Source organism: Pseudooceanicola sp. HF7 (assembly GCF_011806405.1).
In the GTDB taxonomy this organism is placed as follows: domain Bacteria; phylum Pseudomonadota; class Alphaproteobacteria; order Rhodobacterales; family Rhodobacteraceae; genus Pseudooceanicola.
In genome coordinates, this window is sequence record NZ_JAATOW010000008.1 from 59,397 (window position 1) to 79,795 (window position 20,399).

The following is a 20,399-nucleotide window of genomic DNA, read 5'->3' on the forward strand; positions in this document are numbered from 1 at the left end:
ACTTAAACACGGCGGGAAAAGGCCTGCAAAAACGGCGCGATTGGGGAAGATCCGGGCAGCTTAAACATTCTTAAAGATTATCCGCGTCCGATAGCGCCGGAACGGCAGGAACGGACAGAATGAGTTTCCTCAGGAACAGGCTGCGCAGAAGCGCGGACCGGCAGAAGGTCATCGGCACTCAGGTGTGCCCGGCTATTGTGGGGGGTGGCACGGATGCAAGGAACGGTTTCCGCGCGATGCCGGAACTGTCAGGCCCACAACCCGGCTTCAAGGAGATCCTCTCGCGCCTGAAGACGGGGCATGATTTCACCTTCTGCAAATTGAACCATGGCTTCTGGGAGCGCCTAGCGCGTCTTGAACGGCTCGGCGTCCCCCGCGAGCAGATCACGGGGCGGTCGGGGGAGGAACTTGATCGCCTTCTGGGTATTCCCGGCACCCATTTCGCCGAAGGCGGCTTGCTCGCTGAATTGCTAAGCAGTTTGCAAGGCTTACCGCCACCAGATGACCGCCTATTCGTTGTGCCCAGCCTGTCGCCCTGGCCGCTCTCTGACCGGGTAGAGGGAACGCCGCTCGAAAGCCGCGACCAATGTGAAGAGCTGATTGCCTGGGCCGTGCCGGAAACCCATCTTGCACGCATCCAAGCCCTGGGCTTCACCGGGCACGAATTGAAGGCAGCCGTGATCACTGGCGATATCGCGCTGCTGGGGCAGGCGCTGAAGGGGCGCCACCTGATCTACATCGGGCCGGCCGCAAACCGATCCTGGCTGGAGGGTCTTGCCGCGGCGCATCTGGAAGAGGTGCCGGTCCATCCAACCCAAGCGCGGTCGGACAGGTTCAGCATTCGTGACAACCTTTGCGCGGCGATCGAACGGTCGAACCGGGCAGGTCATCGGCCCGTGGTCATCGCCAGCGCCGGAGGCGCCATGACGACTTGGCTGGGGATCCATGCCAGTGCCACCTTCGGGCACCTGCAATTCATCGATTTCGGGGGGGCTCTTGCCGCTTTCGATCCGCAGGCCGCAGCCCGGATGAACTGGACCAGAGCCTGGCAGCGGCAGCTGACCAGAACGCTGCCGGCAGTCGCGCCGTTCGAACAGAACAGCCCGACGCATGTGGGGATCAGGGACCCCGGTCTAATCGCCCTTGCGCAAGAAGCTGGCGTGCCCGGTCCGGCCTCGGCGGATGAGTTGCCGGGCCTCATGCCGCGAAGGCCGCTGCCCTTCATAGAGAACAAGATCTACGACCACCGGCGGATGACAGAGCTGCTTTCACTCTCTGTCGCTGCCAATCACCACGCCAACGGCGGCCCCGTCACGGCCCTGCTTGAGCGCGCGGTGGAGCGGGTCGCGGGCCTTCCGCACCACCGTCGCGTGGTCGCGGTCAGCAGCGGAACGGCTGCACTTCACCTGGCCTGCGGAATGCGCGCTCGGGAAGGCACGGAAGCGCGCGGCCTGCGGTGGGTCGCCAGCGCAATGAACTTCTTTTCCTGCGCAATTGGCCCTCTTGCCGGCACGCGCATTCTGGATTGCGCTCCGAACGGGCGCTTTGATCTGGAGGCGCTGCGTGCACTCCCGCTCTCTGCCTATGACGGCGTGATCTACACCAATGTCTTCGGCCAGCAATCCGATTGGGACGCGGTCGCCGATTTCTGTCGCAGCAACGGAAAGCACTTCGTCGTCGACAATGCGACGGGCCTTCTGGATCGTCCGGCCTCTGCCCAGGTGGCGGGGCGGGCCCCGCTGGAGGCGATTTCGGCCCATCATACCAAGCCCTGGGGCGTGGGGGAGGGCGGCTTTGTCATCTGCGACCGGGCGGAAGAGGGATGCATCCGGGATCTGGCGAACTTCGCAGCACGCCTGCACCCCTCGGCCAATCCTCAGGCGGGGAACTACAAGATGAGCGATCTGGCGGCCGCTGCGATCCTGGATCGGCTGGAAAGGATGTTCTATTGGGCCCGTTTCTACCGCTGGCAGGAGCGGAGGATGAAGTCCTTGGTGATCGACGCGGGCCTGAACGTGACCCCGTTTCCCGGAGTGGCGCAGGTCAGGTCCCCGCGCGCTCATACGGCCTTCCTTGCCGCTCACGCGGTGGATCCCGCATTTGCGCCGGGACCCCTGACAATCCGAAAATACTATCGCCCACTTCGCGGCGGGCAGGCAGAACAGGCGCCAACCCCGAATGCAGAGCAACTTTACAGCCGTATCTTCTGTCTCTCGAACGCGCCGGAGATGCGGTTGGTGGAAAATCAGGAAATCATAAGCCAGATCAGAGATTTGGTCCGCAATGGGACGTCTGAAGGTGAGGGAGGGCGCGCGTGACAGTGGTACTGGACGAACCCATTGTGCTCTTCTGTTCTGAGCGCTCCGGCAGCAACCTGATCGCCAAGATCCTGGATGCCCATCCAGAAGTCTGCGCCCCAGGCGCGGCACATCTTTTCCGGGTTCTGGATCAATGCGCCGCACGGTACCCGCCGGGTAGTGCAGCGCTGCGCCAGGCTGCGCTGGCGCTCTTTCGGGCAAAGGTCAGCGCCTGGAAGATCGATTGCTGGAGCGACGCGCGGCTGATGGCGCTGCTCAAGCGACAGGAGAGCGCCAGTGAGATGGCCGCGGCGCTCTACGCCGCAGAGGCGCGACACAGCGGCAAGCCGCATGTGCTCCTGAAAGAGAACTCCGCCCATGAATTTCTGCCCGCGATCCTGAGGCAGGCGCGGGCGCCTCGGCTGCTGTGGATGGTTCGGGACCCGCGTGACATGGCGCTGTCCTGGATCAACGGACCGGTCATGCGCGGTGGGGCCATACGCGCTGCGGAGCGCTGGCAAAGGGATCAGCAGGGCTATCTATCCGCCACGGCGGAACGGGCCGGGCGGGTGCCCGTGGCTTTCCTGCGCTATGAGGATCTGCTTGCAAAACCCGAGGCGGAGTTGCGCCGTATTTGCCGTGCGCTCCGGCTCGATTTCTTTCCTGTGATGCTGCGGTTCTTTGAGGTAAGCGACTCCGCCAAGGCCGATGCCGCGCGCAGCGCCATGTGGGCCAACCTGGGCGCGCCGCTCCTGTCCGATAACGCGGGCAAATTCCGGAACGGGTTGGATGACGATCAGATTGCCTATGTGGAGGCCTTGGCCGGCCCCTACATGCGGGCGCTTGGCTATGAAAGCGTGCGGGACGGTCGCCCACCTTTCGGCCGGTATCATGACCTGGCCAGCCTGCGAGAGCGGCTGCAGGCGCAGGAACTGGATGAAAAGCCATCCTACCAGGCCCTGCCGAGGCAAGAGCGTGACAGGTTTGAAAACTGGTCGCGCGTGCATGCCAGGTTAACCGGTCAGGAAGAGGCCGCACCGCAGGCCTCCAAGAGGCGTGCATGACCTCCCGGCGGATTGCCATCATGCAGCCCTACCTGTTTCCCTACCTCGGCTACTTCCAACTGGCCCAAGCGGTTGATGAGTTCTGGCTTCTCGACACCGTGCAATTCATCCGCAACGGCTGGATGAACCGAAATGCCTTGGGTGTGGCCGGACAGCGCAGCCTATTCACCCTGCCGGTCCGTCGCGCGTCCCACGACACGTTGATCCGTGGCATGCGGTACGATCCACGTGTACGCCATGTGCTTGGAAAACTGGAGAAAACGCTTTTGCAGGCCTATGCTGGCAGGCCGGGGGTGACAAGGGCCCAGGCGCTGCTTCAGTCGCTCGGAGCGTATTTGGATCGGGCGGAAGAGGCTCCGGATTTCACGGCAGCTACGGAACATGCGTTGAGGGCGACCTTTCAGTCGCTCGGTATCGAAACGCCGGTGCGCCGCGCATCAAGCCTGAATGTGCCGGAAGACCTGCGCGGGCAAGCGCGGGTGATTGCCATCTGCAAAGAGGCTGGGGCCACGGACTATGTGAACATGGCCGGCGGGCGCGCGCTATATGATGCCGCAGAGTTCGAGGCAGCGGGGCTGACCCTCTGGCTGCTTTCGCCCAGCCTGCCGCCCTACGATCAGGGAGGGCCGCCTTTCCTGCCAGGGCTCAGCATATTGGACCCGATTGCGCATCTGCGGCAGGGCGCTTTGCGCCCGATGCTGCGACAGGGACAGACCGTTCGAGCCTTGGCTCAGGGCGTGAGCTGAGGTCCCACGTCGGCCTCGCCCACCATCTGCGGAACTTTCCCAAGCGAAGTGCCGTGCTACCATGCAAGTGTGGTCGCACAGCCGATACAGCTTGAAAGGGATTCTCATCATGGACAGCCTCGCCACACGCAGCACCTCGGGTCGCGGCAAGCTTTATGACAGCGTCGTCGATACCATCGGGAATACGCCGGTCATCCGGCTCAATCACTTGGCACCCGACGGCGTCGAGATCTACGTCAAGGCGGAGTTCTTCAACCCCGCGGCCTCGGTCAAGGATCGCCTGGCGCTGAACATCATCGAACATGCGGAAAAGACCGGGGCCTTGAAGCCGGGTCAGACCGTGGTCGAGGCGACCTCTGGCAACACCGGCATCGGCCTGGCCATGGTCTGTGCGCAGAAGGGCTATCCGCTGGTCATCACCATGGCTGAAAGTTTTTCGATCGAGCGGCGCCGACTGATGCGTATGCTCGGGGCGAAGGTCGTTCTGACGCCGCGTGCGGCCAAGGGGTTCGGCATGTACCAGAAGGCCAAGGAACTGGCCGAAAAGAACGGTTGGTTTCTTGCGCGCCAGTTCGAGACGGAGGCAAATGCCGCCATCCACGAAACCACCACCGGGCGTGAGATCATCGCCGATTTCGCCGGCAAGAAGCTGGATTACTTTGTGACGGGTTATGGCACCGGGGGCACCGTGACCGGCGTGTCCCGTGTCCTGCGGCGCGAAAGCCCTGACACGAAAATCATCCTGACAGAGCCCGCCAATGCCCAACTCGTCGCGTCCGGAACGCCCCAGGAGCGCGAGGCCGACGGTAGTCCGGCCGGCAGTCACCCCGCCTTTGAGCCGCACCCGATTCAGGGCTGGACCCCCGATTTCATTCCCGACGTCCTGCAAGAAGGGCTGGATGCCGGGGCCTATGACGAATTGCTTCCCGTTGCCGGCGCGGACGGCATGGAATGGGCCCGGAAACTGGCGGCCAAGGAAGGGATCCTGACGGGGGTCTCCGGCGGCTCCACCCTGGCCGTGGCGATGGCGGTTGCGCAAAAGGCGGCGCCCGGCTCTGTCATTCTGGCCATGCTGCCGGACACCGGCGAACGCTATATGACCACGCCGCTTTTCGAGGCCATCGCAGAGGATATGAACGAGGAAGAGCTGGCGATCTCTACCTCAACGCCCGGCTTCCAGATGAGCTGAGGCGGGCTGGCAAAGCCGCCCGATCTGTCGCGGCTTGGAACGTAGCGGCTGGCCTAACCGGGGTGGGCTTCGGAAAGCACGCGCATCGGCGGAAGGTCGGGGCGCGGCCTTGTAACCAGGTCCCGCGCCTCTTCTGGTGTCAGTCCGGCAAGGCACAACAGGCGGATGGCCGCTTCGGGCAAGGATTCCGCGCTGGTTTCGCCGCGATAGACGGCCAGGCAGATGCCGACGATCGCATGGGTGGTCAGGGTCCAGCACAGCGAGGGATCACCCTTCGCGAAACGGCCGGCGGAGGCGCCGTTTGCCAGCAGGTCCTTGGCCAGGGGGCCAATCCGTCGATACATCGCATCGGCCACGATCCCCGAGCGGCCCAACAACTGTTTCCAGCGGGGATCTGTCGCGGCGGTATCCAGGACGGTCAGCAAGGTAAGCGCGTAGATATGAGCCGGATCCCGGAAGGACCGGGCAGCCGTTTCGACGCGAAGGGCAAGATCCTGCATGATCTCTTCCAGCACGGCGACGGCCAGGTCCTCTTTGGAGCGGAAGTAGTTGTAGACTGTTCCGGCCCCCATGTCGGCCCGCTCGGCAATCTCCAGCATGGTCGCGGCATCGATCCCCTTCAGAGACATCACGTCGCTGGCCGCGCGAATCAATGCCGCACGGTTGCGCCGCTGGCGGCGCGCCACGCGTCCCTCTTTCGGCGATACCGCCTTTTCGTCGTTCATCAAAACAGCCCTCTTGAAAGTGAACGATATTCAAGGTTGACTGTACTCGCAAGTGAATGACGCCTGGTAGTAATGTCTGGCGGCTGTTTTCCTTCTGCCAGCGTGACGGTGATCAAATGCCAAGCAAAGCGGCACCCAGCGAAAAAATATTAATTTTAGGCTGGAAATTGCCGAAAACCGGGTCATTGTTGATGTGGAACGGAGTCAGATCTGATTAATACTTCAACGTGAACGATATTCGGACCTGAGAATAAGGGTCCCGGTCCACCAAGCCGGTTGGTCTCTAGAAGAGACAGGTTAGTGTAGACTAGGCAACGATCGTTGAAGTCGACGAAGCGCTTTGGTGGGGAAGGGGCCGCCACTTAGCCTAGGTTAGGCTGGAACAGGCGGTCTGCGAAGAAAAATAAAACGGGGAGCCGCAATTGGCATTAGATGCGAACAGCGAAGCATTCGTCGCATTCGAACGTGTGCAAAAGAGCTATGACGGCGAGACGCTCGTCGTGAAGGATCTCAACCTCAGCATGCCGAAGGGGGAGTTCCTGACCATGCTGGGTCCGTCGGGGTCGGGCAAGACCACCTGCCTGATGATGCTGGCGGGGTTTGAAACCGCCACCCACGGCGAGATCATGTTGGACGGTACGCCGATCAACAACATTCCGCCCCACAAGCGCGGTATCGGAATGGTTTTCCAGAACTACGCGCTTTTCCCGCACATGACCGTAGCAGAGAACCTGAGCTTCCCGCTCGAGGTCCGCAAGATCGGCAAGTCGGACCGTGAAGCCAAGGTCAAGCGCGCCCTGGACATGGTGCAGATGGGGGAGTTCGGCGGTCGCCGCCCCGCGCAACTGTCGGGTGGCCAGCAGCAGCGGATCGCCCTCGCCCGCGCACTGGTGTTCGAGCCCGAACTGGTTCTGATGGATGAGCCGCTCGGTGCGCTCGACAAGCAGTTGCGGGAGCACATGCAGTTCGAGATCACGCGCCTGGCACATGATCTTGGGATCACGACCGTCTACGTCACCCACGACCAGACAGAAGCGCTGACCATGTCGGACCGTGTTGCCGTCTTCAATGATGGCCGTATCCAGCAGCTTGCGCCGCCGGACCAGCTGTATGAAGAGCCGGAAAACAGCTTCGTCGCCCAGTTCATCGGTGAAAACAACACGATGGAGGGCACCATCAAGGAAATCACTGGCGAACGGACCTGCCTGGTCGAGCTGGACGGTGGCGCCACCATCGCCGCCCGCCCGGTGAACGTTTCCCAGCCCGGCGAACGCACCCGCGTCTCCATCCGGCCCGAGCGGGTCGAAATGGACCGGAGCCGCCTTCAGGATGGCGTCCATCTGCTCAAGGCCGAGGTGCTGGAGTTCGTCTACATGGGCGATATCTTCCGTACCCGCCTGCGCGTGGCGGGTAACAGCGATTTCGTCGTCAAAACCCGGAATGCCCCGGACCAACGCCGCCTGAAAAAGGGCGAGGTGGTGGAAATCGGCTGGCTTCCGGAAGATTGCCGGGCGCTTGACGCCTGAGCGACCCAATTGAGTAACCGTCTCCGCCCTGTGTGGAGACGGCCAATCGCGATCCTGTTCGTTCCGCCCGTAACGCGGGATCCGTTCAACCCATAAAACGAGGCAACTTGGGAGTTAACCAATGAAACTCACGAAAACCCTTCTGGCCGGTACGGCCCTGGCCCTTGTGGCTGGTGGAGCCTCCGCTCAGGAAATGGCGGACGAAATGACCATCGTCTCCTGGGGCGGCGCCTATCAGAATTCGCAGCTGAAGGCCTATGTCGAACCCTACATGGAAATGCATCCCGAAGTGAGCGTCACCTGGGATGAAAGCTCGGCCGAGGCCGTGGCCAAGCTGCGCGCCATGAACGAAGCCGGAAACATCACCTGGGACCTGGTCGACGTCGTCGCAGCGGACTCCATCCGCTTGTGCGATGAAGGCTTGGCGATGGAATACGATCCGGAAGACCTGCTTGCCGAAGGCGACGACGGCACCTCTGCAGAAGATGACTTCGGCGACCTGCTGGTCGACGATTGCTTCATTCCGCAGATCGTCTACTCCACCACCTTCGGTTATCGCACGGACCTGGTCCCCGAAGGTGCGGATGCCCCTTCCGAGATCTGCGATATCTTCGATTTGGAAACCTACCCGGGCAAGCGTGCGCTTGAGAAGCGTCCGATCAACAACATGGAATGGGCCCTTCTTTGCGACGGCGTCGACAAGGAAGAAGTCTATGACGTGCTGGCAACCCCGGAAGGCCAGGAGCAAGCGCTCGCCAAGCTGGGCACCATCAAGGATGACGTGATCTGGTGGTCTGCCGGCGCCGATACGCCGCAGCTTCTGGCAGATGGCGAAGTCTTCATGGGCTCCACCTACAACGGCCGCCTCTACTCCGTGATTGAAGAGCAGGACCAGCCCGTTGGCATGATGTGGGACGCGCAGGTCTTCGACCTGGACGGCTGGATCATCCCGGAAGGCCTGGACGAAGCACACCTTGCACGCGTCAAGCACTTCGTGAAGTTCGCCACGGACACGCAGCGTCTGGCTGACCAGGCTCAGTACATCTCTTACGGCCCGGCACGGGTGTCTTCTGCGCCGCTGGTTCCGGAAGAGATGAAGCAGCACATGCCGACCGACCCTGCGAACTCCGGCAACACCTTCCTCTACAACTACGAGTTCTGGGCTGACTATCGCGACGACATCGACGCGAAATTCCAAGCCTGGCTGGCTCAATAAGACGCTAAGCGTCTGACATAGCAGGCGGGCCCTTCGGGGCCCGCTGCACCCATAAAGGATCCGGAAAAGGATCCGTAACAGAACGACAGGGATGACATGAGCGATACCACGCAGACAGGCCCGATACCGGACAAGCCCGCGACGGGCGATGAAACCGGAAAGCACGGTGAGATGCTGTCGGCAGACGGCCGTTCGCTGAAGAGCAGCCTGAACCGGGCCCTGCGACGGCAGAAGTTGCGCGCCTTGATGCTGATCGCGCCGCTGCTGATCTTTGTCCTCGTGACCTTCATTGCGCCGATCGCGGACATGTTGTTCCGCTCGGTCGAAAACGACATCGTCACCAACACGCTTCCCGGCACGGTCGAGGCGCTTGATGATTGGGACCACTCCGTCGGTGAAGCCCCCGGCGAAGGCGTTTACGATGCGCTCTACTTCGATCTTTTCCTGGCGGCTGAAGCCAAGGAACACACCAAGCTTGGCACCCGGCTGAACTATGAGCAGACCGGGCTGTCCTCTCTTTTCCGGTCCTCGGGGCGCGGCCTTGATGATGTCGGGGATGATTACCTCGACGCGCTGGAAGAGGTGGATGAACGCTGGGGCGAAGGCGATTTCGTCTACAGGCTGATGACCGGCACCGGCCCGTCCGAAACGGGCTTCGTCGCGGATCGCGTCCGGGTGCTTGAGAAGATGACATCCGAGACCCTGCCAGGTGACGTGGGCTTCGCGCCCTCAGAGGAGATCCGTCAGCTTCTGCCGGCGACCACGCTGGCCTATACCGATTTCGCCACCTTCACCGCGCTGGTAGAGGAAGATGTCGTTGCGGAAGAAGACCCCTGGGAGGCCGTTTATGTCGGCCTGATCGAGGATCTACAGACTGCCGATGTGGCCAGCTACTCCGGTCCCGAAGCCGAGGCGCTGCAAGCTGCCAAGGCCGCCGATATTCCCCTGGTTCCGCTCAAGCAGTTCTTCGCGGATGAAGATGGCGACTGGCTGGACCCGAATGTCTGGGCCACGATCCAGACCTATTCGCCGAAATACACCTCGGGTTATTTCCTGAACGCGGTGGACATGCAGCTGACTCCGGATGGCATTTCGATGCGTCCCGAGAACCAGCAGATCTACCTCAAGCTCTTCAAGCGCACGATGTTCATGTCGCTGGTCATCACCGGGTCCTGCATCCTGTTGGGCTACCCGGTGGCCTGGCTGCTGGCCAACCTGCCCGCCAGCCGCGCTAACCTGCTGATGATCCTGGTACTTCTGCCTTTCTGGACATCTCTGCTAGTGCGGACCTCTGCCTGGAAGGTGATGTTGCAGCAACAAGGGGTGATCAACGATGTGCTGGTCTGGCTTGGACTGGTAGATGACATGAACCGGCTGGTGATGATCAACAACCAGTTCGGCACGATCGTCGCCATGACCCACATCCTGCTGCCCTTCATGATCCTGCCGCTCTACTCTGTGATGCAGGGCATTCCGCCGACCTACCTGCGGGCGGCCAAGAGCCTTGGGGCAACGAACTGGACGGCCTTCTGGCGGGTCTACTTCCCGCAGTCGGTGCCGGGTATCGGCGCGGGCTCGATCCTCGTCTTCATCCTGTCCATCGGCTATTACATCACGCCGGAAATCGTGGGCGGTACCACCGGTACGTTCATCTCGAACCGGATCGCCTATCATATCTCGTCCTCGCTGAACTGGGGCCTTGCGGCCGCACTCGGGTCGATCCTGCTGGCCGTGGTGCTCTTGCTCTACTGGGCCTACGACCGGATCGTCGGCATCGACAATGTGAAGCTGGGGTAAGCAATGTCTCTTGTAATCGTACAACCGAAACCCGCTTCGTTTGCTGCCGGTGTGGTAGCAGCCTTCGGGGCCTTCTTCGGCCTCTTCTTCGGGACATCCCAAGGGTCCGGCATCCTGGGGATCATCGCTGGCGCGGTGGTCTGCGGGGCGCTGGCCTGGGCCGCGGTCACCTTCCTGCGTGAGAAGGAGACGGTCGGGCGCTGGCTCTTCATCCTGATCTTTGCCATCTCCGGCCTTGTCACATCGGGCCTGTCTGGCATGGTCTTCGGCGGACTGCTGGGCTGGCTCTTCGGCGTGATCACCTTCTTCGTGGCCTCGGGGCGTTACCGGACGGCCATGCCGCCCTATTCCACTCCGGGGCAGGTGCTGTGGTACTACGCCTTCCGCACCATCGCTGGCGCGATCCTGGTCTTTCTGATCACACCGATCCTCGTGGTCATGCCGCTGTCCTTCAACGCGGAAGATTTCTTCACCTTCACGCCGGAAATGCTGAAATTCGATCCAGCGGGATATTCGCTGAAGCATTACCGCGACTTCTTCACCAACTCGGACTGGCAACAGGCGCTGTGGAACTCCCTGCGCATTGCTCCGATGGCGACGATCCTGTCGGTGGGCTTCGGCACGCTGGCGGCCATCGGCCTGTCCCAACCCCATGTGCCTTTCCGCCGGGCGATCATGGCGATCCTGATCTCTCCAATGATTGTGCCGCTGATCATCTCGGCCGCGGGCATGTACTTCTTCTACTCGCGGATCGGTCTTCAGGGGACGTACCTGGGTGTCGTGCTGGCGCATGCGGCGCTTGGCATTCCCTTCGTCATCATCACCGTGACGGCGACATTGGTGGGCTTTGACAACTCTCTGACGCGCGCGGCGGCCAACATGGGGGCCAACCCGATCACCACCTTCTTCCGGGTGCAGATGCCGCTGATCCTTCCGGGCGTGATCTCTGGCGGGCTCTTCGCCTTCATCACCTCTTTCGATGAGGTGGTCGTGGTGCTGTTCGTCGGCTCTGCCGGTCAGAAGACGCTGCCTTGGCAGATGTTCATCGGTCTGCGCGAACAGATATCTCCGACGATCCTTGCGGTTGCGACGATCCTAGTCTGTATCTCCATCGCGCTGCTGGCAACGCTGGAGCTTCTGCGCCGCCGCAGCGAGCGGCTGCGGGGCATGTCGCCCAGCTGACAGCAACCAGATGCGGAAACGGAAAAAGGGGGCTTCGGCCCCCTTTTGCATTCAGCTTTGCGAGCTGCGAAACCCGCTCAGGTAAAGGCTTGGAAGTCCACGCCAGCCGCAGCAAGGCGGGCGCGGATATCCCGCGCCATGGCCACCGCAGAGGCGCTGTCGCCATGGATGCAGATCGAAGCAGCCTCGAGCGGGATGGGGTCGCCCCCGACGACCTCCATCAGGCCGCTGTCCAGAAAACGCAGCAGTCGGTCGGTGGCGGCTTGCGGGTCATGGATCATGGCGCCGGGCTGGCTGCGCGGCACAAGCTGACCCTCAGGCGTATAACCGCGATCCGCAAAGATCTCTGAATAGGTTGGCAGCCCCGCCGCGCGCCCGGCCTTGTCCAGTTCAGTGCCAGAGACCGCCAGCAGCGCAAGGTCACCCGGCATGGATTTCACGGCCTGTGCGATGGCATCGGCATAGGGTCGGTTGGCAGAGGCATGGTTGTTGAGTGCGCCGTGGGGCTTCACATAGGTGACCTGTGTTCCGGCAAGGGCTGCCATGCCTTGCAGCGCGCCGATCTGGGCTGCGGTGATGCGCCCGACCTCTTCCGGGGTCATCGGGATCACCCGGCGGCCAAAGCCCTCTCGATCCGGGTAGCCTGGATGGGCACCGACTTTGACGCCCTTTTCCGCGCAGAGTCGCAGCGAGCGGTACATGGTTTCAGGGTCAGAGGCATGGCCACCGCAGGCGATATTGGCCGAATTGACCAGGTCCAGCATGGCGTCGTCATCGCCCATGGGCCAGGGGCCGTAGGCTTCGCCAAGGTCGGAATTCAGATCGATGGTACGGGGCATGCGGGGTCTCCTGTCCTAGATCACCCGGATAACATCCTTGCCCACGGAAAGAACATAGCCGCGGCGCGCGATATTGCGGATCAGAAGTTCGGACACGATCTGGTTGCCCAGCGTGTCGCGCAGGCGCTTGATCCGTGTCGCGCCGGCGGCTTCTTCGCAATCTTCCTCTGCCCGGCCCGACAGCAGGGCCTCGATCTGGGCGCCCGTCAGTACGTCATCGTCCATCCGGGCCTCTGCCAGCACCGAAAGCGTCTCAAGCGCGGCATCGGTCAGCTTGAAGCCGAGGTTGTTCAGGTAGACCATCTTTTCCTCGCGCGAGATCATGAGGGAGTTGACCTCGATTCCCGCGCGTTCGATCCGCGCCAGCCGGCGGCTGAGCGACAAGAGCAGGACAAGCGCACCGACCGCGGCCAAAAGCAGTGCCGTGGCAAAGACCAACAGGACGAAGATCACCATTCGGTAGCTGACCAGCGTTTCCGAAAAGGCGGTGCCCGAAAGCGCCAGGATGTTGAGCAGCTTGACCTCTGCCTGGCTGGTCAGGTCATTTTCGACAAAGATCCGTTCGACCCGCGCATTGAAGGCGTTCGCATCCGGCAGGCTGAGGAACAGGAAGACCGCCGCCACGGCCAGGATGATCACCACGGCACCAAGGCCGAAGGCGGTGATCCACAGCGTCCTGCGGCGCAGGTCAGAAGCGTAGATAGTTGGCTCCGGCATTTGCCTTCCTCTGCTCAAGTCCATCGGCCTTGAAGATGGATACCAGGTTGAGCAGCGTCCAGCCTGCTTGCGCCAGCCGTGTGCGCAGCTCCGCTTCGGCGGTCTGGGCGTTGCAGCTGCCCAGCTTCATGACGCCGTAGTGCAGCTCATAGGGATTGTCCCGGCGGGCCTTGTAATCGGCATAGCACGGGGTCTGCGCAAGGGCAGGGCCGGCCAGCAGCAGCGCTGCGAGTGCGGCAGGAAGGAAGCGGGTGCGTTTCATGGGCTGACTGTCGGCGCAACGGCCATGACATTCAATAACCAACGCGCCCCAGCCGGCCGCATAGCGCGTGCTATCGGATAGCCATCTGTGGTTATTGCGCGATTTCGGGGTGCGGATTGAGGTTGGGCCATGGCGTTCGGATCCACCGGACGCGTCAGCCTCAGGTCCGCCGGGCCACCTCATGAAAGGAAAGACCATGCGTCGTATCGCAATTGCTCTTCTTGCTGCCGGAGCCATCGTCTTTACCCCTCTGGCTGCCGGTCAGGCCAGGGCCGCGGATCGGGAGGCCGTAACCGGGCTTATCATCGGCACCGCCGCGTTGATTGCCCTTGGCAAGGCGCTGGACAACGCCGGGTACAAGTCCGCGCCGCCAGTCGCTCAATTCCGACCCAGACCGCAGCCGAAGCCCGTTTACCGCACGCCGCGCCCTCAGGGGCGCTACATTTGGGTTCCCCGGCACCGGTTGCATGAATTCGCCCCGGTTCGCCCGCGGTACAAGCACGGGGACCAGCGGCCTGGACATCGCCGTGACGAAGATCGCAAGCGGGGTGGCGATCACCGGCGCTGGAACTGACAGGCCTTTCCCTCTTGGCCTATCCTGCCGGGCCTTGCACGGTGCGGAGCGCTCTGTGAGAACCGGAGCATGAAAAAGCCCAAGACAGCCCCCGATTTCACCCATGAACGCGCCCTTCTGACCGAGGGCGCGCTTCGCGTGGCCGGGGTGGACGAGGTGGGGCGCGGCCCGCTGGCCGGTCCCGTGACTGCGGCGGCGGTGATCCTGGATCCCGCCTGCATCCCTGAAGGGATCAACGATTCCAAGCAGCTGGGCAAACGCCTGCGGCTGGCCGTGAACGAGATGCTGGAAGGCAGCGCCATCGTCTCCGTCGCGCACGCCACGGTAGAGGAGATCGACGAGCTCAACATTTTGCAAGCCAGCCATCTGGCGATGTGCCGCGCGATCCAGGGCCTGAGCGAGCGCCCCGATCACGTCCTGGTCGATGGAAATCTGGTCCCCAAGGCGTTGAATCTGCCGGCGACGCCGCTCGTCAAAGGGGATGCGCGATCCCTGTCGATCGCGGCGGCCTCTATCGCCGCAAAAATCGCACGTGATCAGATCATGTGGGATTTGGCGCAACACTACCCCGGCTATGGCTGGGAAACGAATGCCGGTTACCCAACGATTGGTCACCGCGCCGCTCTACAGGATCTTGGTGTGACCCCACATCATAGACGCAGCTTTGCGCCGGTTCGCAATATCTTGTGTCGAGAGCAAAACTAACGGCCTGATTCAAATAAATAAATTGACCAAGAATCGCCATTGACTCATCATTTGGACCTATAATCGAGCGCAACAAATGCGCCGTAATGAGGCAGTACATGATGAAATCCAAGGTGAAAGGGGCTCTCGAGCTCCCCCTAAACACGATCCTATCCGGCGATTGCGTGGAGGCGATGAATGCGCTTCCCGAGAATTCCATCGACCTGATCTTTGCTGATCCCCCCTACAACCTGCAACTTCGCGGCGACCTGCACCGGCCCGATAACTCCCGCGTGGACGCGGTGGATGATCATTGGGACCAGTTCGCCAGTTTCGAAGCCTATGACCGCTTCACGCGGGAGTGGCTGAAGGCGGCGCGGCGGGTGCTGAAGCCCAACGGCGCGATCTGGGTGATCGGCTCCTATCATAACATCTTCCGGGTCGGCGCGGCGCTTCAGGATGCCGGTTACTGGATCCTGAACGATGTCGTCTGGCGCAAGTCGAACCCGATGCCGAACTTCCGTGGCAAGCGCTTTACCAATGCCCATGAGACGATGATCTGGGCGTCGAAGTCCGAGGGCGCGAAATACACTTTCAACTACGAGGCGCTGAAGGCCCTGAACGAAGGCGTGCAGATGCGTTCTGACTGGGTTCTGCCCATCTGCAACGGCCATGAACGTCTGAAAGATGAACACGGCGACAAGGCTCATCCGACACAGAAACCGCAAAGCCTGTTGCACCGGGTTCTGGTGGGCTCCACCAACCCTGGTGACGTGGTGCTGGATCCCTTCTTCGGCACCGGCACAACTGGCGCCGTGGCAAAGATGCTGGGCCGCGATTTCATCGGTATCGAGCGCGAGGAAAGCTACCGCAAGATCGCGGAAGCCCGCCTCAAGAAGATCCGCAAGTTCAACAAGGAAGCGCTGGAGGTCAGCACCGGCAAACGTGCGGAACCCCGCGTGCCATTTGGTCAGCTGGTCGAGCGCGGCATGCTGCGCCCGGGTGAACAGCTTTATTCCATGAACGGTCGTCACAAGGCCAAGGTGCGTGCCGATGGTACGCTGATCGGCGATGACGTGAAGGGCTCTATCCACCAAGTTGGAGCGCACCTTGAAGGCGCGCCCTCCTGCAACGGCTGGACCTATTGGCATTTCCGCAAGGATGGAAAAACCATCCCGATCGACCTTCTGCGTCAGCAGATCCGGTCGGAAATGCGCTGACTTCAAGAAAATTCCAGAATGCCTGTACCGTCGCGCCTTGGCGCGGCGGCCACTCTCCCTGCCGCTCTGCGGCAGGGCTTTTTGTTTGCTCCGCGCTTGCTCAGCTGCCTTGGGGCTTGGGCGTGCCGGAAATGAAAAAGGCCCGGAGAACTCCGGACCTTCCTGTTGATCTCAAGTATAACCAGCGGTCCGGCAGGATTATTCGCCCAGCTTTGCGTGAACCTCGTCCAGGTCGATCTCTCCTACCGGCATCTTGTTGGCGGGGTTCTCGAAATCGTATTTGAACAGGTGGAAGTCGCGCTTGTAGATCTCGTAGACCAGATGCATCGACAGGTCGTCGAAGTAGTCCTCTACGGGATGCGCGCGCTTCGGGCCGTGCCCTTCGCTCTCGTTGAAACGGGGGATGCTGGCCAGATCGACCTGATGGGGTGTCTTGATGTGCTCAAGGACGTCCTGCATTCCCTCGTTGAAACGCTCAGTCCAGAAGATCTTGTCGTAGAGACCCCCGTTTACGATGTAGGTCGACACGTGGCCGGACATGGCGGACCAGTGAATGTCTGGGTCCATCGGCTTCTTGAAGCGGATCGTGTCGCGCGCGAACAGCAGGAAGCGCCGGAAGCTCTTGATCTGGTCGAATTCCTGCTTTCCGTCGTCGCCGCCAACGTCGATCCCGTATTTCTGCATCACCATCGGCACCAGGTTGCCCCGGTAGCGATTCCCGTTGCGCTGGATCCCGCAGATCTTGTCGAAGAAGGACGACAGGATGCGCGTGTAGGGATTGCGCACGCAGGTGAACGCATAGGATTTGTGCGCCTGCGCATTCGCCTCGATCAGCGGCTGGCTGGCCTCTTGGGACCACTTGTGCAGCCCTTCGGTTGAATCGTGGATGTCACCGTCGAAGAAACGACCGTGGTCCGAGTAAAACATGATCTGGCCGATTGTGGAGCACGCGCATTTCGGGACCACCCGATACACCACGCTCTCGCTCTCCGTCATCCAGGTTCCGGGAAACCCCATATTGTGCTGCCTCCGCCGAGGGCGCTTGTTGCCCACGCCCTATCCCGCACAAAAAAGCAAAGAAAGTCTATATTATCAATCTGTCATGACGCATAAGTCTTCTCAGGGGACCTGTAGCAGAAAGGCACTATGTTTCGCCAATGGCGACGATCGCGTTCATATTGCTCTGCCACAAGGACCCGGAAGGCATCATCGAACAGGCCCAGCGGCTGACCGCCGTGGGGGACTACATGTCGATCCATTTCGACGCCCGTGCCAAGCCCGCCCATTACCAGAAGATCCGCGAAGCACTGAAGGACAACCCGAACGTGACCTTTTCCCACAAGCGCGCGAAATGCGGCTGGGGGGAATGGTCCCTTGTGCAGGCCACGCTCTACGCGGTTCAGACGGCGATCCGGGATTTCCCCAAGGCCACACATTTCTACATGCTTTCAGGGGATTGCATGTCGATCAAGACGGCGGAATACGCTCATGCTTTCCTAGATCGGGAAGAGGTGGATTACATCGAGAGCTTCGATTTCTTCGACTCCGGCTGGATCAAGACGGGGATCAAGGAAGAGCGGCTGATCTACCGTCACTACCTGAATGAGCGGAAGCACAAGTTCTGGTTCTACAAGTTTCTGGACTGGCAGCGCCGCCTTGGGCTGACCCGCGAGATCCCCGAAGACATCCAGGTTCAAATCGGATCGCAATGGTGGTGCCTGCGGCGGCGCACCATCGAAGCAGTGTTGGAATTCTGCGACACCCGCGACGATGTGATGCGCTTTTTCCGCACCACCTGGATCCCGGATGAGACCTTTTTCCAGACCGTGGTGCGCCACCTTGTAGCGGAAAAGGAGCTGCGGACGCGCACGCTGACCTTCCTGATGTTCACCGATTACGGAATGCCGGTGACATTCTACAACGATCACTACGATTTGCTGCTGGGGCAGGACTTCCTGTTTGCACGTAAGATTTCCCCGGAGGCGCATGAGGTTAAGCGCCGGCTGGGCCAGCTTTACGCCGCGAAGGGCGTCGATTTCCAGATTTCCAATGAAGGGCGCTCGCTGTTCCGGTTCCTGTCTGGTCGCGGGCGGGTTGGCCGCCGATTCGCTACACGGTTCTGGGAGACGGAAAGCTCTCTGGGGCGCGAACGCGAGCTGATGATCGTGGTTTGCAAGAAATGGCACGTGGCCAAGCGGTTGGCGCAGCAGATTCGCGAGAAGACCGACATCGTCACCCTGGAATATCTTTTCCATGAGGAGGACTCCGCGCTTCCGGACCTGGGCGGCATCCAGTCGACGCTGGAAAAGCGCACCCGTCATCGCCGCGCACTGATGCGGATGCTCTTTGATTACTACCAGACGGACCGTATGGTGATCTGCCTGGACCCGTCCGGGCTGGACCTGCTGAACGATTTCTGCGGTGACCGCGCCCAGACCCGCCTGCTGGAGGTCGAGTGCACTTTCACCGATGACTACCTGATCGGACATGCCAAGCGTGTCGAACTTGCGGGCGAACAGACCTCTCAGGATACGCTGGACCGGCTGCTGCCGACGATTCGCCACGACATAACCTTTGAAAGCGACCAGATCCGCGATAGCGAATTCGAGAACCATTTCAGGATTCGGGAATCCCGGGATGCGGCGGAAAACGCCCCGGCGCTGGCCCGCTTCCTGTCCATACCAGAAGACACGGCGAAAGAGATCGTCGCGCTCGACCACCTGTTCACCGATTGAGGCCCCTCATGTCCTATGTCTATGACACTGAAAACATTTTCGCGAAGATCCTGCGCGGAGAGATCCCCAACAACACCGTGCTGGAGACCGACCACACCCTGGCGTTTGAGGATATCCGCCCCCATGCGCCGGTCCATATCCTGGTGATCCCCAAGGGGGCTTACGTCACCTACGATCACTTCGCGGCAGAGGCCTCGGACGAGGAGATCCTGGATTTCACCCGGGCCGTGGCAAAGATCTGCAAGACCGCGGGCATCACGGCCGATGAGGCAGCAGGTTGCCGGTTCATTTCCAACGCGGGCGAACACGGGATGCAGGAAGTGCCACATATGCACGTTCACATCCTGGGCGGCCGACCGCTGGGGCGCCTGGTGGATCCCGCCTAAGCTTCTCTCCCTCGGGCAAGCTCACGCCCGGATCAAAACATGGCCCGTCCCGCGAAAGGGACGAGCCCCCAGGCCACCTTGCCTCCGGGACGGATTCTGGTCTATCCCGGCTCAGCGCGCAAAGGACGGCGCCACAGCCTCAAGAGGACCAGCCACATGCCGATCGAAGCTCCGGAAACCAAGATCGTGGACAGCCGCAAGGTCGCCTGTGACGGCGGAGAGGGCGCACTTGGCCATCCCCGCGTCTGGCTGACCATTCCGGAAGACACTGGCTACGTGGAATGCGGCTACTGCGACGCGAAATACGTGCTGCGCGGGCACCAGGACAAGGCCCCCAAGGCCTGAACCCCTTCCCGCAAAAGGAAAACGCGCCAGCCCAGTAGGCCGGCGCGATCCATCTGCTTTCATCATTTCAGGGGGTAGGGGCGGCTTAGGTCGCTGTCATGCCGCCGTCGACGGTGTAGAAGCCGCCATTGCAGTAGCCCGCATCGTCGGAGCCCAGGAAAGCCACAAGTCCGGCCACTTCCACGGGGGTGCCGTAGCGCGCCATGGGGACCGCGCTGGCGGTCGCATCGTGCATCTTTTCCTTGTCGCCCTGGCCGGTGTTGATCGAATCCATCATCCGGCTGTCGATAGGTCCCGGGTTCACGCAGTTCACGCGCACCCCTTTTGGCGCACCTTCAAGCGCGGCAGTACGGGTTACCCCCAGCACCGCGTGCTTGGAAGAAATGTAGGGAGTCATCCCCGGCGAGCCGCCCAGCCCGGCCACGGAGGAGGTGTTCACCACGGCGCCCTTGCCTGCAGCGTACATCTCTTTCAGGACGTACTTCAGGCCCAGGACCACGCCCACCACGTTGACGTCGAAGACCTTGCGCAGATCGTCGATTTTCAGGTCCGGCAATTCGGCCACAGGTCCTTCGACCCCGGCGTTGTTGAAGAAGACATCGATCTTTCCGAAGCGCGCCTTGGCCGCTTCCACGTAGCCCTTCACGTCCTTTTCGAGGGTCACATCTGCCTCTCCGGTGGCGACCCGGTCTTCGTGGCCCACGGCGTTGCGGAAGGCGCTCCAATCCGTGCCGGGAATGTCCACGGCAAAGACCTCTGCCCCGCGCTCGGCCAGCAGTTTCGCGGTGGCCGTGCCGATCGCGCCGTTGGCGCCGGTGATCAGGACGGTTTTCCCTTCGTAGCTTGTGCCAGACATGTCGGGTTCCTTTCGTATCTCCCGAGGCTTGCGTGCCTC

At 61.6% G+C, this 20,399-nt stretch carries 20 protein-coding genes; 14 read left to right on the top strand and 6 right to left on the bottom strand.

The window, feature by feature from the left end:
• Positions 1-236: 236 nt before the first annotated feature.
• From HCZ97_RS06550 to cysK, 4 genes are all read left to right on the top strand, one after another.
• Positions 237-2,318, top strand: a complete 2,082-nt coding sequence (locus HCZ97_RS06550; protein ID WP_167687883.1) for a DegT/DnrJ/EryC1/StrS family aminotransferase — start codon at positions 237-239, stop codon at positions 2,316-2,318.
• Positions 2,315-3,361, top strand: a complete 1,047-nt coding sequence (locus HCZ97_RS06555; RefSeq protein WP_167687884.1) for a sulfotransferase — start codon at positions 2,315-2,317, stop codon at positions 3,359-3,361. Before HCZ97_RS06550 ends, HCZ97_RS06555 begins: the two co-directional genes overlap by 4 nt.
• On the top strand, positions 3,358-4,107 hold the full coding sequence (locus tag HCZ97_RS06560; RefSeq protein WP_167687885.1) for a WbqC family protein: 750 nt from the start codon (positions 3,358-3,360) through the stop codon (positions 4,105-4,107). Before HCZ97_RS06555 ends, HCZ97_RS06560 begins: the two co-directional genes overlap by 4 nt.
• A gap of 109 nt (positions 4,108-4,216) precedes the next feature.
• On the top strand, positions 4,217-5,296 hold the full coding sequence (gene cysK, locus HCZ97_RS06565; RefSeq protein WP_167687886.1) for a cysteine synthase A: 1,080 nt from the start codon (positions 4,217-4,219) through the stop codon (positions 5,294-5,296).
• A gap of 53 nt (positions 5,297-5,349) precedes the next feature.
• On the opposite strand, the gene HCZ97_RS06570 is transcribed toward cysK, so the two are convergent.
• Complete coding sequence (locus tag HCZ97_RS06570; RefSeq protein ID WP_167687887.1) at positions 5,350-6,021, bottom strand: TetR/AcrR family transcriptional regulator; 672 nt, start codon at positions 6,019-6,021, stop codon at positions 5,350-5,352.
• Between the two features lie 422 nt (positions 6,022-6,443).
• Here HCZ97_RS06570 and HCZ97_RS06575 point away from each other — a divergent pair, with 422 nt between their 5' ends.
• From HCZ97_RS06575 to HCZ97_RS06590, 4 genes are all read left to right on the top strand, one after another.
• A complete protein-coding gene (locus HCZ97_RS06575; protein ID WP_167687888.1) occupies positions 6,444-7,547 on the top strand; it encodes an ABC transporter ATP-binding protein in 1,104 nt (367 codons plus the stop codon).
• Between the two features lie 121 nt (positions 7,548-7,668).
• Complete coding sequence (locus HCZ97_RS06580; RefSeq protein ID WP_167687889.1) at positions 7,669-8,763, top strand: extracellular solute-binding protein; 1,095 nt, start codon at positions 7,669-7,671, stop codon at positions 8,761-8,763.
• Between the two features lie 171 nt (positions 8,764-8,934).
• Positions 8,935-10,560, top strand: a complete 1,626-nt coding sequence (locus HCZ97_RS06585) for an ABC transporter permease (protein ID WP_254871395.1) — start codon at positions 8,935-8,937, stop codon at positions 10,558-10,560.
• A 3-nt stretch (positions 10,561-10,563) separates the two neighbouring features.
• A complete protein-coding gene (locus HCZ97_RS06590) occupies positions 10,564-11,742 on the top strand; it encodes an ABC transporter permease (protein WP_167687891.1) in 1,179 nt (392 codons plus the stop codon).
• A gap of 77 nt (positions 11,743-11,819) precedes the next feature.
• Here HCZ97_RS06590 and HCZ97_RS06595 read toward each other — a convergent pair whose 3' ends face one another.
• Genes HCZ97_RS06595 through HCZ97_RS06605 form a run of 3 tightly spaced genes read right to left on the bottom strand, consistent with a single transcriptional unit; the run spans position 11,820 to position 13,560 of the window.
• Positions 11,820-12,581: a LamB/YcsF family protein gene (locus HCZ97_RS06595; protein ID WP_167687892.1), complete on the bottom strand. Its 762-nt coding sequence runs from the start codon at positions 12,579-12,581 to the stop codon at positions 11,820-11,822.
• Between the two features lie 15 nt (positions 12,582-12,596).
• Positions 12,597-13,298 (bottom strand): helix-turn-helix domain-containing protein, encoded by a 702-nt coding sequence (locus HCZ97_RS06600; protein WP_167687893.1) that lies wholly within the window; start codon positions 13,296-13,298, stop codon positions 12,597-12,599.
• Positions 13,270-13,560 (bottom strand): hypothetical protein, encoded by a 291-nt coding sequence (locus tag HCZ97_RS06605; protein WP_167687894.1) that lies wholly within the window; start codon positions 13,558-13,560, stop codon positions 13,270-13,272. Before HCZ97_RS06605 ends, HCZ97_RS06600 begins: the two co-directional genes overlap by 29 nt.
• 181 nt (positions 13,561-13,741) lie before the next feature.
• On the opposite strand from HCZ97_RS06605, the gene HCZ97_RS06610 reads away from it, so the two are divergent.
• The 3 genes from HCZ97_RS06610 (at position 13,742) to HCZ97_RS06620 (ending at position 16,038) form a co-directional block, all read left to right on the top strand.
• On the top strand, positions 13,742-14,134 hold the full coding sequence (locus HCZ97_RS06610) for a hypothetical protein (RefSeq protein WP_217701733.1): 393 nt from the start codon (positions 13,742-13,744) through the stop codon (positions 14,132-14,134).
• 69 nt (positions 14,135-14,203) lie between these two features.
• Complete coding sequence (locus tag HCZ97_RS06615; RefSeq protein ID WP_167687896.1) at positions 14,204-14,839, top strand: ribonuclease HII; 636 nt, start codon at positions 14,204-14,206, stop codon at positions 14,837-14,839.
• A 101-nt stretch (positions 14,840-14,940) separates the two neighbouring features.
• Positions 14,941-16,038: a site-specific DNA-methyltransferase gene (locus tag HCZ97_RS06620; protein ID WP_167687957.1), complete on the top strand. Its 1,098-nt coding sequence runs from the start codon at positions 14,941-14,943 to the stop codon at positions 16,036-16,038.
• 198 nt (positions 16,039-16,236) lie between these two features.
• Here HCZ97_RS06620 and HCZ97_RS06625 read toward each other — a convergent pair whose 3' ends face one another.
• Positions 16,237-17,055 (bottom strand): sulfotransferase family protein, encoded by an 819-nt coding sequence (locus HCZ97_RS06625; RefSeq protein WP_167687897.1) that lies wholly within the window; start codon positions 17,053-17,055, stop codon positions 16,237-16,239.
• A 140-nt stretch (positions 17,056-17,195) separates the two neighbouring features.
• Here HCZ97_RS06625 and HCZ97_RS06630 point away from each other — a divergent pair, with 140 nt between their 5' ends.
• The 3 genes from HCZ97_RS06630 (at position 17,196) to HCZ97_RS06640 (ending at position 19,504) form a co-directional block, all read left to right on the top strand.
• Positions 17,196-18,773, top strand: coding sequence for a DUF5928 domain-containing protein (locus HCZ97_RS06630; RefSeq protein WP_167687898.1), 1,578 nt, complete (start codon positions 17,196-17,198; stop codon positions 18,771-18,773).
• Between the two features lie 8 nt (positions 18,774-18,781).
• Positions 18,782-19,159, top strand: coding sequence for an HIT domain-containing protein (locus tag HCZ97_RS06635; RefSeq protein WP_167687899.1), 378 nt, complete (start codon positions 18,782-18,784; stop codon positions 19,157-19,159).
• A gap of 156 nt (positions 19,160-19,315) precedes the next feature.
• Positions 19,316-19,504, top strand: coding sequence for a zinc-finger domain-containing protein (locus HCZ97_RS06640; RefSeq protein ID WP_167687900.1), 189 nt, complete (start codon positions 19,316-19,318; stop codon positions 19,502-19,504).
• An 85-nt stretch (positions 19,505-19,589) separates the two neighbouring features.
• Here HCZ97_RS06640 and HCZ97_RS06645 read toward each other — a convergent pair whose 3' ends face one another.
• Positions 19,590-20,360, bottom strand: a complete 771-nt coding sequence (locus tag HCZ97_RS06645) for an SDR family NAD(P)-dependent oxidoreductase (protein ID WP_167687901.1) — start codon at positions 20,358-20,360, stop codon at positions 19,590-19,592.
• Between the last annotated feature and the right edge of the window lie 39 nt (positions 20,361-20,399).